General features: G+C 72.2%; 13 protein-coding genes. 7 read left to right on the top strand and 6 right to left on the bottom strand.

The window, feature by feature from the left end:
* The first annotated feature begins 71 nt into the window (after positions 1–71).
* The 4 genes from ABT300_RS06280 to ABT300_RS06265 all read left to right on the top strand — a co-directional run bounded on the left by ABT300_RS06280 (position 72) and on the right by ABT300_RS06265 (position 4523).
* The gene (locus ABT300_RS06280) at positions 72–2942 is read left to right on the top strand and encodes a nitrate- and nitrite sensing domain-containing protein (protein WP_351672806.1); all 2871 of its coding nucleotides are present in this window, start codon (positions 72–74) and stop codon (positions 2940–2942) included.
* Positions 2939–3370, top strand: a complete 432-nt coding sequence (locus ABT300_RS06275; protein WP_351672704.1) for a roadblock/LC7 domain-containing protein — start codon at positions 2939–2941, stop codon at positions 3368–3370. The genes ABT300_RS06280 and ABT300_RS06275 overlap by 4 nt, the downstream gene beginning before the upstream one ends.
* Before the next feature lie 9 nt (positions 3371–3379).
* Positions 3380–3775: a DUF742 domain-containing protein gene (locus ABT300_RS06270; protein ID WP_351672702.1), complete on the top strand. Its 396-nt coding sequence runs from the start codon at positions 3380–3382 to the stop codon at positions 3773–3775.
* A gap of 145 nt (positions 3776–3920) precedes the next feature.
* A complete protein-coding gene (locus tag ABT300_RS06265; protein ID WP_351672700.1) occupies positions 3921–4523 on the top strand; it encodes a GTP-binding protein in 603 nt (200 codons plus the stop codon).
* Between the two features lie 134 nt (positions 4524–4657).
* Here the strand turns inward: ABT300_RS06265 and ABT300_RS06260 are convergent, their stop codons facing one another.
* Positions 4658–5848, bottom strand: coding sequence for a lipid-transfer protein (locus ABT300_RS06260; RefSeq protein ID WP_351672698.1), 1191 nt, complete (start codon positions 5846–5848; stop codon positions 4658–4660).
* Positions 5845–6291: a Zn-ribbon domain-containing OB-fold protein gene (locus tag ABT300_RS06255; RefSeq protein ID WP_351672696.1), complete on the bottom strand. Its 447-nt coding sequence runs from the start codon at positions 6289–6291 to the stop codon at positions 5845–5847. The genes ABT300_RS06260 and ABT300_RS06255 overlap by 4 nt, the downstream gene beginning before the upstream one ends.
* 182 nt (positions 6292–6473) lie before the next feature.
* On the opposite strand from ABT300_RS06255, the gene ABT300_RS06250 reads away from it, so the two are divergent.
* On the top strand, positions 6474–7010 hold the full coding sequence (locus tag ABT300_RS06250) for an NUDIX domain-containing protein (protein WP_351672694.1): 537 nt from the start codon (positions 6474–6476) through the stop codon (positions 7008–7010).
* Between the two features lie 18 nt (positions 7011–7028).
* Here ABT300_RS06250 and ABT300_RS06245 read toward each other — a convergent pair whose 3' ends face one another.
* Complete coding sequence (locus tag ABT300_RS06245; protein ID WP_351672692.1) at positions 7029–9389, bottom strand: glycoside hydrolase family 31 protein; 2361 nt, start codon at positions 9387–9389, stop codon at positions 7029–7031.
* Positions 9390–9603: 214 nt separating this feature from the next.
* Here ABT300_RS06245 and ABT300_RS06240 point away from each other — a divergent pair, with 214 nt between their 5' ends.
* Positions 9604–11571 (top strand): acetoacetate--CoA ligase, encoded by a 1968-nt coding sequence (locus ABT300_RS06240; protein ID WP_351672691.1) that lies wholly within the window; start codon positions 9604–9606, stop codon positions 11569–11571.
* Positions 11572–11787: 216 nt separating this feature from the next.
* Positions 11788–12681 carry a DUF8829 domain-containing protein gene (locus ABT300_RS06235; RefSeq protein ID WP_351672689.1) on the top strand — a complete coding sequence of 298 codons (894 nt, stop codon included), beginning with the start codon at positions 11788–11790 and terminating at the stop codon, positions 12679–12681.
* A gap of 92 nt (positions 12682–12773) precedes the next feature.
* Here ABT300_RS06235 and ptsP read toward each other — a convergent pair whose 3' ends face one another.
* The 3 genes from ptsP to ABT300_RS06220 form a co-directional block, all read right to left on the bottom strand.
* Positions 12774–14444: a phosphoenolpyruvate--protein phosphotransferase gene (ptsP, locus tag ABT300_RS06230; protein WP_351672687.1), complete on the bottom strand. Its 1671-nt coding sequence runs from the start codon at positions 14442–14444 to the stop codon at positions 12774–12776.
* Between the two features lie 79 nt (positions 14445–14523).
* The gene (locus ABT300_RS06225) at positions 14524–14973 is read right to left on the bottom strand and encodes a PTS sugar transporter subunit IIA (RefSeq protein ID WP_351672685.1); all 450 of its coding nucleotides are present in this window, start codon (positions 14971–14973) and stop codon (positions 14524–14526) included.
* 235 nt (positions 14974–15208) lie between these two features.
* Positions 15209–15394, bottom strand: a 186-nt coding sequence (locus ABT300_RS06220; protein ID WP_351672683.1) for a hypothetical protein, incomplete at its 5' end; no start/stop codon positions are given.

Raw genomic sequence — 15394 nt, 5'->3', positions numbered from 1 at the left:
TAGTAGGCTCTCGCCGTTTGTTGACGCACATGCGTACCCCCGACCGGTGGGGGTTCGAGCTGGGGGAGGCCATGCGCTTTCGCGGGAAGTCGATCCGCCGGAAGATCGTGGCGCTGCTTCTCGTGCCGCTGGTGTCCCTGACCGCCGTCTGGGGCTTCGCCACGGTACTCACGGGCCGCGAGGCGAGCCGTCTGTTCACCGTGTCGGCCGTCGTCGAGAAGGTCGGTTACCCCCTCGAGGACACCGTCCGCGTCGTCCAGCAGGAACGCCGCCAGACCCTCGTCTACCTCGCCGACCCCCGGGCCTCCAACGCGCTGACCGCGCTGCGGCGCACCAGGACCGCCACCGACGAGGCGCTCGCCGAGATCCGCAGGAACGCGCAGGACCCCGACGTACGCGACGTCCTGGACCAGGACGACGGCGAGGGCCTCACCGTGGTGCTGGACGGGTTCGACGGCATCGACTCGCTGCGGCGGAGCGTCGAGGAACGCACCGTCACACGCGCCCAGGCGCTGAACCTCTACACCCAGCTGATCGACCCCTGTTACACCCTGCTGTCCAAGCTGGACGTGGTCGACAGCGTGGAGATGGACAAGCAGTACCGCGCCCTGGTCAGCGTCGCCCGCGCGCGTGAACTGCTCTCCCGGGAGGACGCGCTGCTCGGTTCCGCCCTGGTCGTGGGCCGGCTCCGCCGCGAGGAGATCCGCGAGGTCTCCGACCTCGTGGCCCAGCGCGAGGTGATCTACGAGATCAACCTCGCGCAGCTGCCCACCGCGGAGAGCCAGCGCTACGACGTCTTCTGGAAGAACGCCACCACCGCCACGCTGCGCACGGCCGAGCAGGCCGTCATCGGCGGCACGTCAGGCGACCTGCCCCGCGGTGTCAGCGCCCGCAACTGGGACACCGCGGCCGGAAACGTCCTCGCCGAACTCGGCACCCTGGACGAGCAGGCCAACGACCGCTACCAGGACCGCGTGCGGCCGGTGGCGATCGAGGTCATCGTCAAGGCGGTCGTCGCGGGCGTCTTCGGGCTGATCGCGCTGCTCGTCTCCCTCGTCCTGTCCGTGCGCATCGGTCGCGGCCTCATCCGCGACCTGCGCCAGCTGCGCCTGGACGCCCACGAGGCGTCGGGCGTGCGACTGCCCAGCGTGATGCGCCGGCTGTCGGCGGGCGAGCAGGTCGACGTCGAGACCGAGGTGCCGCGGCTGGAGTACGACAAGAACGAGATGGGCGAGGTCGGCCAGGCCCTCAACACGCTGCAGCGCGCCGCCGTCGAGGCCGCCGTCAAACAGGCCGAGCTGCGCTCCGGGGTCTCCGAGGTGTTCGTCAACCTCGCCCGCCGCAGTCAGGTGCTGCTGCACAAGCAGCTCACCCTGCTCGACACCATGGAGCGCCGCACCGAGGACACGGAGGAGCTCGCCGACCTCTTCCGCCTCGACCACCTCACCACCCGCATGCGCCGACACGCCGAGGGCCTGGTCATCCTCTCCGGCGCGGCCCCCTCCCGGCAGTGGCGCAAGCCCGTCCAGCTCATGGACATCGTGCGCGCGGCGGTCGCCGAGGTCGAGGACTACGAGCGCATCGAGGTCCGCCGCCTGCCGCGCCTCGCCGCGACCGGCCCGGCCGTCGCCGACCTCACGCACCTGGTGGCCGAACTCCTGGAGAACGCCACGGTGTTCTCCCCGCCGCACACCGCCGTCCAGGTGTTCGGAGACCGGGTCGCCAACGGCTTCACCCTCGAGATCCACGACCGTGGCCTCGGCATGGCGCCCGAAGCGCTCCTGGAGGCCAACCTCCGGCTCGCCGAGACGCCGGAGTTCGAGCTGTCCGACACCGACCGCCTCGGACTGTTCGTGGTCAGCCGGCTCGCCCAACGGCAGAACGTCCGCGTCTCCCTGCAGCCCTCTCCGTACGGCGGGACGACCGCCGTCGTCTTCATCCCCGACGCGCTGCTGACCGACGACGTCCCCGACACCAACGGCATCGGCTTCCGGCTCGACCGCCCCCGGCCCCCGAAGGAGGCGGAGCCGGCCGAGTCCCGAAGGCCCGCGCTCTCCCCGGCCGCGGCGCAGCTCCCCGGCATGCCGGTCTCGGTGCTCGACGGCCCCGTCGAACTGGAGGCGCCCGTCGACCTGAACGCCCTCGGCGGCTTCCCCGCAGCCCTCGAGGACGAGGACGACGACCACGGCGGGCTGTTCCGCCCCCGCCGCTCGCTCACCCGTGACGACGACCCCGCGGCCCGCGCCGTCGACCACTCCCGCGCGCCCGGCGCCGGCCTCGGCGACCCGGCGAAGCCCGCCGACGACCCCGCAGCGCCGGTTGCGCCGCTGCCCGGCCGTCACACGCCCAAGCTGGTCAGCTCGCACGGCCGTCCGGTCACGGAATCGCGGTCGCTGCGCGCCGACGCCGAGCCCCCGGTGCGGCCGGTCTCGCGCCGCCGTACGGACGAGGGGCCGGCGCCCCTGCCGTCCCGCCGCCGCGGCACGACGGCCCAGATCCCCCGCACCGGCGGCACACCCGAGCGCCCCGCCCTGCCGGAGCACCCGGGTCGAGGCCCGGCACAGTCTTCCCAGCCGCCCGGGCTGCCGCGCCGGGTCCGTCAGCCGTCGGCATCCGAAGGCGGCTTCGACGGCCTCGCCGCAAGCCCGGACCCGTCCGGAGCGCCGACGGGCGACGCCGGCGTCCCAGGCGCCGCCGTCCCGAGCGCCGGAGCACTGCCCCGGCGGGTGCGGCAGGCGAACCTGGCGCCGCAGCTGAGGCAGAGCCAGGCGCCCCAGGCGCCGAAACCGGCCGATCCCGCCGACCGCGACGCCGACGAGGTCCGCAGCCGCATGGCCTCGCTCCAGCGCGGCTGGCAGCGCGGCCGCGTAGAGAACGCCGCGGGCGACGACGCCCACAGCGGCACAGCACCACGAGGAACGACAAAGGGGGACGGTCGATGACCGCACCGAAGGCGACCGACCAGACCACCCACAACGGCGAGCTCAACTGGCTCCTCGACGAACTCGTCGACCGGGTCGCCGGCATCCGCAAGGCGGTCGTCCTCTCCGGGGACGGCCTGGCGACAGGGGTGTCCAAGGACCTGTCACGGGAGGACGGCGAGCACCTGGCCGCCGTCGCCTCCGGATTCCACAGCCTCGCCAAGGGCGTCGGCCGCCACTTCGAGGCCGGCAACGTCCGCCAGACCGTCGTCGAGCTCGACGAGGCCTTCCTGTTCGTCACGGCGGCCGGCGACGGCAGCTGCCTCGCCGTCCTCGCGGACGCCGACTCGGACGTGGGCCTCGTGGCGTACGAGATGACGTTGCTGGTCAAGCGGGTGGGCGTACATCTGGCCACCACGCCGCGCACCGATCTGCCCTCGGGCGGGTAGTGAGAGGGCATGAGCACAGACGGCCAGGGAACAAGTCACTGGTTCGACGACGAGGCCGGACCGGTCGTGCGTCCGTACGCCATGACGCGCGGTCGGACGACCAGCGCGGTCCAGCACCGCCTCGACCTGATCGCGCTCGTCGTCGTCGAGCCTCATGCCGACGACGCGGACGCGGACCCCTCACTGTCCCCCGAGCACGTGCACATCGTGGACCTGTGCAGGGAGGCGCCGCAGTCGGTCGCCGAACTGGCCGCCGAACTCAATCTGCCCATCGGCGTGGTGCGGGTCCTCGTCGGCGACCTCGTGGACGCCGAGTTCGTCCATGTGAACCGGCCGGTGCCGCCGGCCGAACTGCCGGACGAGAGTATTCTGCGCGACGTGATCAACGGCCTCCGAGCGCTGTGAGCAGCACCGAAGTGGAACGTGGACGACGACGTGACCGGCCGGCGACCGCCCACGCCGGGGCGCGGACCGGGCCGCGCCCCGCACCCCTCGAGCCCGGCCCCGCGGAGCACCTCCCAGTCAAGCCATCGAGCAGGAGAAGCAATCGATGATCCTCGGGCGTTCTGAGCGCGGCAGGCCGGTCGAGCCCGTCACGCTCAAGATCCTGGTGGCGGGCGGCTTCGGCGTGGGGAAGACCACCCTCGTCGGCGCCGTCAGCGAGATCAAGCCGCTGCGCACGGAGGAGTACCTCACCGAGGCGGGCCGCCCGGTCGACGACACCACCGGCGTCGAGGGCAAGCACACCACCACCGTGGCCATGGACTTCGGGCGCATCACGCTCCGCGAGGACCTGGTGCTCTACCTGTTCGGGACACCCGGCCAGGAGCGCTTCTGGTTCATGTGGGACGAGCTCTCCGAGGGGGCGCTCGGCGCGGTCGTGCTCGCCGACACCCGTCGGCTGGGGGACTGCTTCGCCGCCGTGGACTACTTCGAGCGGCGCTCGATTCCCTTCCTCGTCGCCGTCAACTGCTTCGAAGGCTCCGCCCGTTATCCCGAGCAGGAGGTGCGCGGGGCCCTCGACCTCGACGAGGATGTCCCGGTGGTGCTCTGCGACGCCCGCGACCGCAGGTCGGTCCGGGACGTGCTGGTCGGCGTCGTCCAGCACGCCATGGACTTCGGCGCCGAACGCCGCCAGACCGTCACCACCTGAGATCCCGCCGACCGGCCCGCCCACCAGACCGCCTACCACCCGCACCGCGTGACGAAGCCTCCACGCCCCGTGGCCTCGCAGGCAGCTCCGGCACGTCCCCGGCACCGGCGTCGCGCGGCCGCCCTCACCGCTCCTCACCGCACCGCGACCACCGCCGAACCGTGGCCGAACAGCCCCTGGTTCGCGGTGAGGGCGACACGGGCGCCCGCGACCTGGCGATCGCCGGCCTCCCCCCGCAACTGCCGGGTCACCTCGCACACCTGGGCGATCGCCTGCGCCGGCACGGCCTCCCCGAAGGAGGCCAGCCCTCCGCTCATGTTCACCGGTATGCGGCCGCCCGGGGAGGTCGCGCCCTCCCGCAGCAGCTTCGCGGCCTCACCGCCCCCGCACAGCCCCAGATCCTCGTACCACTGCAGTTCCAGTGCGGTGGAGAGGTCGTACACCTCGGCCAGCGACAGGTCCTCAGGGCCCAGGCCCGCCTCCTCGTAGGCGGCTCGGGCGATCGACGCCCGGAAGGGCTCACCGGCCGGTTCGACCCCCGCCGCCGAGTCGGTCGCGATGTCCGGCAGATCCAGCACCGTCCGGGGATACCGAGGCGTCACGGTGGACACGGCCCTGATGCGCACCGGGTCGGGCGCCCCCCGGCGCCGGGCGAACTCCATGCTGGACAGCACCAGCGCGGCTCCGCCGTCCGAGGTCGCGCAGATGTCCAGCAACCGCAGCGGATCGCAGACCACGGCGGAGGCGGCCACCTCGTCCGCCGTGACCCGTTGCCGGTAGCGCGCGTTCGGATTCAACGCCCCCATGGCCGCGTTCTTCACCTTGACCTGCGCGAAGTCCTCCAGGGTGTCCCCGTGCACCGCCATCCGCCGACGCGCGTACAGCCCGAAGTACGCCGGGTTGGTCGCCCCGAGCACGCGGAACCGCAGCCAGTCCGGGTCGTCCTGACGGTCTCCTCCCGCGGGCCGGAAGAACCCCTTGGGCGCGGCGTCGGCGCCCACCACGAGCACCACGTCCGCCATGCCGGCGAGGATCTGCGCCCGCGCGGTGTCGATCGCCTGGGCCCCCGACGCGCAGGCCGCGTACACACTGGTGACCTTGGCTCCCTGCCACCCCAGGGCCCTGGCGAACGTGGCCCCGGCCACGTACCCCGGATACCCGCCCCGCACCGTGTCCGCGCCCACGATCGAGCCGATCTCCGGCCAGTCCACCTTCGCGTCCGCGAGGGCCGCACGGGCCGCCTTCACGCCGTACTCGACGAAGCCGCGCCCCCACTTCCCCCACGGATGCATCCCCACGCCCAGCACTGCCACGTCCGCCCTCATCCCGCCACCCCCGTGGGCCGCCACCACCAGGTCGTCCAGGTCGTCTCCGGGGCCTCGTCGAGCACCCCTGGGACGACCTCCACCTCCATGCCCACCGTCAGCTCGGCGACGGTGATCCCGGGAACCGCCTGTCCCAGCACCACGATCCGCTCGGACTCCAGCTCCACAGCGATCAACGCGTACGGCTCCCACGGAAGTTCCGGATCGGTCACGTACGGTGACGGCGGCCGGTACCGGCTGTCCGTGTACGACCAGACGCGACCGCGCCGCGACAGCGGGACCTCCTCCAGTGCGCCGCCGGGGCAGCCAGGGTTACGGCAGTACGTGTCCTCGCGGGGGAAGAAGACCGACCGGCACGCCGCGCAGCGCGTCCCGAGCAGTCTGAAGCCGTCTCCCTCCCCGGTGAACCACCCGGCGACGACGGGCGTGCGTGCACGTGACAAGAATGCCTCCCGGACGCGGAGTCTGACGGATCGTCAGATTGTGCCACGGTCACCCGTCATTGGGCAGGGACAAGGCAGGACGCGGACTTCAGGGGTCCCGGCTCCCACCGTCCCCGTCCTCATGGACCTCGAGCGGCCGACCGCCGTACACCGCCTCCGCAAGATCGGATACGCTCCGCCGCGTGTCCGAAACTCTGCACTCCACCGCGAACTCCGCGCGCGACTCCCACTGTTCGAGCTGTGGAGCGCCCTACGGGGAGGGCGTCACCGGCTGGCCCCGAACCTGCCCGGCCTGCAGCGCCGTGGCCTACCGCAACCCGCTGCCGGTGGCCGTCGCGCTCCAGCCCGTGTACGACGCGAAGGGCACCGCCCTGGTCGTCATCACCCGAACCATCGCTCCCGCGCGCGGGGGCATCGCCCTGCCCGGCGGCTTCATCGACGACCGTGAGGACTGGCGGCAGGCCGTCGCGCGCGAGCTCAGGGAGGAGACCGGCATCGACGCCGCGCCCCGTGACGTGCGGCTGGCCGACGCCATGAGCTCCCCCGGCGGCCATCTGCTGCTGTTCGGGCTCCTCCCCGAGCGGCCCGCCGACCGGCTGCCCGCGTCCGCCGCGACGGACGAGACCGAGGGCTGGCACCTCCTGCGCCGGGCGGAGGAGCTGGCGTTCCCCCTGCACACGCTGGCCGTACGGGCGTTCTTCGAGGGCCGCTACATCTGACGTCCGTCCGGGTCGCCGTCAGTCGAGCCCGCGTACCCGCACCGGGCAGGACGGTGCGTGCACGCCGTCCTCGCCCTCCCTCTCGACGACCACCCGAGAACCCTCCCAGCGGGCGACGTACCGCTCGACCTCCGGCTCTCGCCAGCCGTCGCCCGGATCCCGCACCACCAGGCCGCCGCCCGTCCGCCCACGGGTCGGCGCCCACACCTCCAGCTCAAGCTCCCCGCCGTCCCCCCGCACCGGCACGATCGCTCCCGCGCGCGCGAGCACCGGAATGCGCGACAGCGGAGCCTCCACCTGCACGCGCCCCGGCCCCCGGTAGACCCGCCCCGTCGCCGTGTCGTACCAGTGCCCCCTCGGCAGCTGCACCGGCCGGCGGTCGACGCCCGGTGCGAGCACGGGCGCGACGAGAAGGCTGTCGCCCAGCAGGAAGGCGTCCTCGCAGTCCCGCAACGGCCGGTTCCCCGGCGACCCCCACCACACGGGGCGCACATAAGGAGCACCGGTACGCCCGGCCTGATGCGCGAGCGTCACGAAGTACGGCAGCAACCGCCGGCGCTCGAGGAGCGCCACGCGTGCGTGCTCCAACACCTCCGGACCCAGCTCCCAGGGCTCCCGCAGCCCCGCCCCCGGATGCGTCTGGGTGCGGAACAGCGGCATATAGGCGCCCAGCTGCAGTCGACGGAGGTACAGCTCGGGCGACGAACCACCGCCGGCGCCGCCCACGTCCGTCCCCGAGTACGGCACGCCGCACAGTCCGAGCCCCATCACCAGGGACAGCGAGGCCCGCAGACCCGGCCAGCCCGCTGCGACATCCCCGGACCAGACGCCGCCGTACCGCTGCAGGCCCGCCCAGCCCGACCGCGACAGGACGAGGGGCCGCTCGTCCGGAACCAGCTGCCGCAGCCCCTCGTAGGCCGCCCGGGCCATGCACAGGTCGTACACGTTGTGCGCCTCGCGATGATCACCGCCGCGCCCCTCCAGAGAGTGCCGGGCCGACCGGGGCAGCACCGACCCCCCGAACACCGCCGACGACGTCGGCTCGTCCATGGCGTGCCAGAAACCGGCGAAGCCCTGCCCCAGACGCTCGGCGTAGAGACCTCCCCACCATCGACGCACCCGCGCGTGCGTGAAATCGGGGAACACCGACTCCCCGGGCCCCACGACACCCTCGACGAGACGCCCCGACGGCTCCCGCACGAACGCGTCCTCGGCGACCCCGGCGTCGTACACCGCGCTGCCCGCCTCCGCCCGGACCGCCGGAGCGACGACCGACACCAGGCGTACCCCGTCCTCGCGCAACTCCTCGGCGAGCACCGGAAGTTTCGGGAAGCGGTCCTGGTCGACCGTGAAGACCCGGTTCTCGTCCGCGTGGTCGATGCCGAGATGCACGGCGTCGAGCGGCAGCCCGTGCGCGCGAAAGCCCGCCACGACCTCGCGCAGCTCCTGCTCGCCGCCCCGCCCCCATCGGGCGTGATGGTGACCGAGCGCCCACGCGGGCGGCACCGCCGGCGGACCCGTGAGCGCCGCCCAGGCGAGGAGCACGCGCGCGGGGGTCCCCACGATCACCCAGCAGCGCAGCGGCCCCCCGTCCATCCGCACCTCGCAGGCGCCGGGCCGGTCGTGTCCGGACCCCGCCCCTTCCGCGCCCTCCCGCAGCGTCACCGTCCCGTCCCACGACGTGTCGTGGAAGACCAGATGCGTGGCGGCGTCGGCCACCACCAGGTGCACCGGCATGGTGAGGTGGAGCGGATCGGCGCCGCGATCGAACGCACGACCGCGGTCCGTGTTCCACAGCCGGTACGACCCGTCTCCCAGCCGCGGTCCGGAAGCCCTGGCGCCGAGTCCGAAGAACCGAGCGTCCGCCGCCACCTCCGAACGCTGCAGCCAGTGCCCCGGGCCGCCGTCCAGCGGCTCCCACCACCGGGGCGGCAGATCCCGGCGCAACCGCACGCCCCCCGGCGTGCGCACCTCGACGGCGCCGTGCCGCGAGACCACGACGGTGACCCGTTCGGCGACGACCCGCCAGCCCCCGTCCGTGTCCGGCTCGAGCACCGCCCGCGGGTCCGGCTCCGGACAGCGGTCGGCCAGCGCGTACGACGGCTCCGGCTCCGCGCCGTCCCAGCCCCAGAAGACGGCCCCGTTCACGGCGACGTGGATCCTCAGCAGCGAGCGGGCGAACCGCAGCGTCCCCCCTCCGGGCCCCGGCTCCGCCTCCAGCACCGGACCCGGCACCCGCGCCCGCTCGGGCCCCCGCCCCGGCAGGGCGGCCGCGTCGACACGCCTCCTGCGCCACGCTGCCCGGACCGTGCGCAACCCCTGGACGGCTCCCGAGGAGCCGACCGCCTTCATCGAGCGCACCAGGTCACGACCGTCCATGCTGTTCACCCTGTCACTGACCGCGCTGCACGCGCGGGTCGTTCAACTTCCGTTCATCCGTGGCCGGAGCACATCTGCGCGACACGGACTGTGTGGAGTCCACCCTGGTGCTGAAGTCGATCACATGGCATCGTCCGTGTCAGCCGCGTCACGCGCACCACCCCAGCTCGTGCGCGGGTGACGCACACGACGCGCCGAGTCCGGGAGCCGCCCCATGTCGACCGTGAACCCCGAGCCGCTGTGGCGGCCAGATCCCGGGCGCATCGCCCGGGCCCAGATCACGAAGTTCCAGACCTGGGCGGCCGACCGGCACGGAGCCCCGTCCCAGGGCGGATATCCGGCCCTGCACCGCTGGTCGGTCGACGAGCTGGAGACGTTCTGGACGGCTGTCACCGAATGGTTCGACGTACGGTTCTCCACGCCCTGCGCGCGCGTGCTCGGCGACCGCTCCATGCCCGGCGCCCGCTGGTTCCCCGGCGCGACGCTGAACTACGCCGAGCACGCCCTGCGCGCGGCCGCCACCCGCCCGGCCGAACCGGCCCTGCTGTACGTCGACGAGACCCACGAGCCGACACCCGTCACCTGGTCCGAGCTGCGCCGCCAGGTCGGCTCTCTGGCCGGCGAGCTCCGGGCCCTCGGCGTCCGCCCCGGGGACCGCGTCAGCGGCTACCTCCCGAACGTCCCGCAGGCCGTGGTGGCCCTTCTCGCCACGGCCGCCGTCGGGGGAGTCTGGACCTCCTGCGCCCCCGACTTCGGAGCCCGCAGCGTCCTCGACCGGTTCCAGCAGGTCGAACCCGTCGTCCTGTTCACCGTCGACGGCTACCGCTACGGCGGCAAGGAGCACGACCGCCGCGACGTCGTCGCCGAACTGCGCTCCGAACTCCCCACCCTGCGCGCGGTGGTCCACATCCCCGTGCTGGGCACGGAGGCGCCCCAGGGCGCCCTGGACTGGGCGGCCCTGACCGCCGCCGACGAGGAACCCGTCTTCGAGCAGGTCCCCTTCGACCATCCCCTGTGGGTGCTCTACTCGTCCGGCACGACCGGACTCCCCAAAGCCATCGTCCAGTCCCAGGGCGGCATTCTGGTCGAGCACCTCAAACAGCTCGGCCTGCACTGCGACCTGGGCCCCGACGACCGCTTCTTCTGGTACACCTCGACCGGCTGGATGATGTGGAACTTCCTCGTGTCCGGCCTCCTGACCGGCACGACGATCGTCCTGTACGACGGCAGCCCTGGCCATCCCGACACCGGCGCCCAGTGGCGCATCGCCGAACGCACGGGCGCCACCCTCTACGGCACCTCCGCCGCCTACGTCATGGCCTGCCGCAAAGCGGAAGTGCACCCCGCGCGGGACTTCGACCTCTCCAAGGTCCAGTGCGTCGCCACCACGGGCTCCCCCCTGCCGCCCGACGGCTTTCGGTGGCTGCACGACGAAGTGCGCGACGACCTCTGGATCGCCTCTGTCAGCGGCGGCACCGACGTGTGCTCCTGCTTCGCCGGTGCCGTGCCGACGCTGCCCGTCCACACCGGCGAACTCCAGGCGCCGGGCCTCGGCACCGACCTGCAGTCCTGGGACCCGGACGGTCGCCCCGTGATCGACGAGGTCGGCGAACTCGTCGTCACCAACCCCATGCCCTCGATGCCGGTCCGCTTCTGGAACGACCCCGACGGCAGCCGCTACCACGACAGCTACTTCGACACCTATCCCGGCGTCTGGCGCCACGGCGACTGGATCACCATCACCTCGCGCGGCTCCGTCGTCATCCACGGCCGCTCCGACTCCACGCTCAACCGCCAGGGCGTGCGCATGGGCTCCGCCGACATCTACGAGGTCGTCGAACGCCTACCCGAGATCAAGGAATCCCTGGTCATCGGCATCGAGCAGCCCGACGGCGGCTACTGGATGCCCCTCTTCGTCCACCTCGCCCCGGGAGCCGCCCTCGACGAGGCCCTCCTCAGCCGCATCAAGCAGTCCATCCGAGAGCAGCTCTCGCCGCGCCACGTCCCGGACGAGGTGATCGAGGTCCCGGGTGTGCCGCACACCCTCACCGGCAAACGCATCGAGGTCCCGGTCAAGCGCCTCCTGCAGGGCACCCCCTTGGAGAAGGCCGTCAACCCCGGCTCCATCGACAACCTCGACCTGCTCCACTTCTACGAGGACCTCGCCCGCAAGCGGTCCTGAACCCGACCGGTGCGGCGCCCGCCCGACGCGGCCACCGCACCGGCCGGATCACCCCGCACGGCCACCCTCCCCGCGAGACCCCCGCCCTTCGCACAGCGCCCCGACCTGCACCTTCGGCTCGGGAAGCGTCCGGTGTCGCCCCGGCGCAAAGGTCACTGTCAGTGCCCTCGGTTACTGTGAGTGAGCATTGATCGACCATGCACACCGGGGGAGAACATGGCATACACCGACCACCAGGCCATGCGGCGCGTCCTGCGCCGTGAGATCGCCGGCACCATCGGCCTGCTCACCGACGAACACGACTTCCGGGCCATGCGGCACTACCGCACCTTCACCTTCGACGATCACGTCACTTATCTCCAGCAGGTGGAGGACCTGCTGAAGACACGCGCACTGCAGGGCGCCCACACCACCGTGGCCCTCTTCGACCCCCAGGAATACGCCGAGTACTGCGCCGACAGGGGACTCGACCCCGACATCCCCGCCCACCGCACCCGCTTCACCGCGGAACTCGCGACCACCGGTCCCACCATCCCCTACGAGGGACAGCCCCTCGCCGACCTCGTCCCGGCGCTCGTCGACGAAGCCGTCCGCCGGGCGACCTGGGAGTACGCGGCCACCCTGCTGGCCCGCCTCGGAGCCTGCGCCACCTGCGGCGAGGACATCGGCCGCGCTGCATTCACCCGGGCGTCGGCCCTCGTCGCCCGCATCCTCGACACCGCCCCACCCGGCGACCGACACCTCGTCTGCAGCGTCACGGCATCGCCCGAAACGCTCGTGGCCGTCCTCCACGCGGACGAAGAAGCGGGCGGCCCCACACGGTTCGACGAGGCCGAAGCACTCGAGTTCACCACCGTCCTCGCCCTCGGCCTCGCCACCCAGGGCCCGGGCGGCCTGGTCATGCGGACCACCGCCCCCGGAGCCTCCGACCAGATCTACGGATGGCGCGTGCGCGGGGACGGGCTCGAACCGCTGACCGCCGGGGAGGTCTTCGACGCCTACTGCACCGACGTCGAGTCGGGCGAACTCATCTCACCCGAGTCCGGCGTGGACTACTGCTTCCCACCGGCCCTCGGCACGGAAGGCCCCACACCGGGCCACCACCACTGACGACGGGCCTCACACGACAGGGGCGCTCCACCCGAAGGCGGAGCGCCCCTGCTCACCCGACAGACCCTTGACCCGAGCCGGCCGCTCGCCCGCTACTCGCCGGACAGCACGCCCTGCGCCGCCTGCCGGGCCTCCTCGGCGCTGTCCGCCGCTCGCGCGGCCGCCGCGGCACGCTCGCACTGCGCCATCGTGTACTTCGCCAGCGCGGCCCGCACATAGGGAATCGACGCCGACCCCATGGAGAGGGAGGTGACCCCCAGACCCGTCAGCACACACGCCAGCAACGGATCAGCCGCGGCCTCACCGCAGACACCGCAGCTCTTGCCCTCGGCCCTGGCCGCGTCGGCGGACAGCGCGACGAGGTCGAGCAGCGCCGGCTGCCACGGGTCCTGCAGACGCGACACCGCGCCCACCTGCCGGTCGGCGGCGAAGGTGTACTGAGCGAGGTCGTTCGTGCCCAGCGACAGGAACTCCACCTCCTGCAGAATCGAGCGAGCGCGCAGCGCGGCCGACGGAATCTCGACCATCGCGCCGAACTTCGCGCGGAGCCCCGCCTCCCGGCAGGCGTCCGCGAACGCCTTCGCGTCTGCGCGGTCCGCGACCATCGGAGCCATCACCTCGAGGTAGACCGGCAGCCCGTCGGCGGCCTTCGCCAGCGCCGTCAGCTGGGTCCGCAGGACGTCCGGGTGGTCCAGGAGCGTCCGCAGCCCGCGCACGCCCAGCGCCGGGTTGGGCTCGTCGGCCGGAGTCAGGAAGTCCAGCGGCTTGTCCGCACCGGCGTCCAGCACCCGCACGACGACGCGACCCTCGGGAAAGGCCTCCAGCACCTGACGGTAGGCCTCGACCTGCTTCTCCTCCGTCGGCGCGTTCTTGCTGTCGTCGAGGAAGAGGAACTCGGTGCGGAAGAGCCCCACGCCCTCCGCGCCGGCCTCGACGGCGGCCGAGACGTCCGCCGGCCCGCCGACGTTCGCCAGCAGCGGCACCCTGTGCCCGTCGGCGGTGGCGCCCGGCCCGGTCGAAGCGGCCAGTGCGGCCCTGCGCGCGGCGGCGGCCGACTCGAGCTCCGCCTTCTTCTCCTGGCTCGGGTTCACGAAGATCTCGCCGGTGCTGCCGTCGACCGCGATCATCGTGCCCTCGGCCAGTTCACCTGCGCCCGGCAGGGCCACGACAGCCGGCACTCCCAGAGCGCGGGCGAGGATCGCGCTGTGACTCGTCGGGCCGCCCTCCTCGGTCACGAAGCCGAGCACCAGGGTCGGGTCCAGGAGCGCCGTGTCGGCGGGCGCCAGGTCCCTCGCGACCAATACATACGGCTCGTCGCTGTCCGGCACCCCCGGCATGGGGACGCCCAGCAGCCGGGCGACGATACGATTCCGCACGTCATCCAGGTCGGCCACACGCCCGGCGAGATACTCCCCGGCCCCCGCGAGCAGTTCGCGGTAGGCGGCGAAAGCGTCGTACACACCGCGCTCGGCGGTACTGCCGACGGCGATACGCCGATCCACGTCGACCATCAGCTCGGGGTCCTGAGCCATCATGGCCTGGGCCTCGAGCACCGCCTGGGCTTCGCCTCCGGCCAGATTGCCCCGCGCCGTCAGGTCGGCTGCGACAGCTTCCACGGCCTTGCGGGCGCGCCCCTGTTCGCGCGCCGCATCCTCCGCGGGTATCTGCTTCGCGGGCGGTTCGAGCACCGCCGTACCCATGTGCCGAACCTCGCCGATCGCCACACCGTGACTCACGCCGACGCCTCGCAGCGTTGTCTCCATCTCACCCGTCTCCGTTAGTGCGGCGGGCCCCGCCGCCGCGGTGGTTGTCCTGCGCGCCTTCGTCATGAGGACGGCGGTGTCACTGCCAGGAAAAGAGAACGTCGCCGGACTTCACGTCGCCGTCCTCGCGGAGTTCGCGGAGTGAGTCGGCGGACGCTTCGAGCGCGACGACCGGGCAGACCGGCGACTTGCCGGCCTTCTCCACCGCGTCCGGGTTCCAGCGCACGATGCTCTGCCCGCGCGTCACGGTGTCGCCCTTGTTCACGAGGACCTCGAAGCCCTCGCCGTTGAGCTGCACGGTGTCGATGCCGAGATGGGTGAGCACGCCGTGCCCCTCGGAGTCGACGACGACGAACGCGTGAGGGTGGAGGGAGACGATGACTCCGTCCACGGGGGCGACGGCCTCGGAAGGCTCACGCACGGGGTCGATCGCCGTTCCGGGGCCGACCATGGCCCCCGAGAAGACCGGATCCGGCACAGCGGCCAGTCCGATGGCGCGACCTGCAAGAGGGGACATCACGGTGGTCATGGGGAGCCTCCCAGGGGTGGAGATGTACATGGGCCGTCACTGCCTGTCCACGAAGGCGCACTCTGCAGCAGGGTATGTCATATGAAGTACCTGTTCCGCACGAGAGATCCCGATCCGTGGTCTAGACCACTAGCCTAGTCGATTTGCAGCGTCTCTGGGGCCGCGTGTACAGTCGTACTCCTGCCTGAGGGGGAGCGAGGCGATCAAGCGCGCTTCCCGAGCAGCATCCAACTTGTCAGATCCCATCTCTGGATCTCCTTTCGCATGCCTGCGAAAGAGTGGTCAGAGGGCCGGAAAAACCCTGATAGAGTCGGAAACGCAAGACTGAAGGGAAACTGCCCGGAGGAAAGCCCGAGAGGGTGAGTACGAAGGAAGCGTCCGTTCCTTGAGAACTCAACAGCGTGCCAAAAATCAACGCCAG

Origin of the sequence: Streptomyces sp. NPDC001027, assembly GCF_040299045.1 — a bacterium.
Lineage (GTDB): Bacteria > Actinomycetota > Actinomycetes > Streptomycetales > Streptomycetaceae > Streptomyces.
Note: the sequence above shows the minus strand (reverse complement) of the source record. Positions and strands in the feature narration are given on the sequence as shown.